Source organism: Microcystis sp. M49636_WE2 (genome assembly GCF_030065375.1).
GTDB lineage: Bacteria > Cyanobacteriota > Cyanobacteriia > Cyanobacteriales > Microcystaceae > Microcystis > Microcystis aeruginosa_C.
In genome coordinates this window covers 1-1,041 of sequence record NZ_JASJFG010000412.1, presented here as the reverse complement: position 1 = coordinate 1,041, position 1,041 = coordinate 1, and the positions used below count along the sequence as shown (strand labels likewise).

Here is a 1,041-nt window from a genome sequence, read left to right as displayed (position 1 = left end):
TGATTTTTTTTGAGAGAGACCAACCTTATGATTTAACGTGATACAATAAATATTCGTGATTGTCAAGGGGGGTCGCTGCCAAATTTGTTTGATATATTCCAAGTTTCTGCCTTAGAACATATCAAACAAATTACTTTTCTGCACAAATAACTGTCATTACAGCAACTTCTTTGTCCAATTGATCTCCTATTTCATCTTCAACAACGTCCAGATCGTAATCCATTTGTAATCCCAGCCAAAATCGCGGTGACATATCAAAATAACGAGCTAACCGAAGAGCTATATCCGCCGTGATACACCGCTTTCCGTGAACGATTTCGTTAATACATTGTTCAGGAACTCCAAGAGCCAGAGCTATTTGATTCTGACTAAGGTTCATTGGCTTGATAAATTCCTCTAAAAGAACCTCACCGGGATGAATTGGCATTAGTTTATCTTCATTCATTATTTTACCTCAATGATAATCAACGATTTCTACGTCTAGAGCATCACCGTTTTGCCAGACAAAGCAAATTCGCCATTGATCGTTAACCCGAATGCTATATTGACCTTCCCTGTCACCAACCAGACGTTCCAATCGATTTGCTGGTGGGACACGAAGATCTTGCAGGGTTTCCGCACGATTAAGCATCCGCAATTTTCGCAATGCCACTTGTTGGATATCTAATGGCAATTTACGCGAATGTTTACGTTCAAAAACTTTTTGAGCTTCTTTATCTTTAAAGTTTTGGATCACTCTCTAAACAATTTCTTATCCTACTTTTAAGTATATGACGTAAGGATGCTCCAATGGCAGAACTGGTTGGGGAACAGGCCAGACAGGGACTTCTGCGAATGCGTCTGGGGCCAAGATGACGCGACGACAAATGATCGCGGTAGCCTTCATGTTGGATATGCTAACAACACCTTAGCCTATTGTCAATGTCCCCAACAGTTAAAAACACCTCATATTCTTCTATATTTCTCGCTTGAGGATTGAGATATTGCCCAAAGTTTTGTGTTAAATCAATCTGCATGGTTATTATTGTATCCTTATTATTC

The 1,041-nt window shown here is 39.6% G+C and carries 2 protein-coding genes; both read right to left on the bottom strand.

Translation table 11 applies throughout. The features are described 5' to 3' along the window. Positions 1–130: 130 nt before the first annotated feature. Positions 131–445 (bottom strand): HigA family addiction module antitoxin, encoded by a 315-nt coding sequence (locus PX484_RS09885; RefSeq protein ID WP_002737909.1) that lies wholly within the window; start codon positions 443–445, stop codon positions 131–133. Between the two features lie 9 nt (positions 446–454). Then, entirely contained in the window at positions 455–736 is a 282-nt protein-coding gene (locus PX484_RS09880; RefSeq protein ID WP_002740810.1) for a type II toxin-antitoxin system RelE/ParE family toxin, read from the bottom strand. Positions 737–1,041 lie beyond the last annotated feature (305 nt).

Excerpts from the sequence above, each read along its gene's own strand:
- PX484_RS09885 (WP_002737909.1), bottom strand. The coding sequence starts at position 445 with ATGAATGAAGATAAACTAATGCCAATTCATCCCGGTGAGGTTCTTTTA.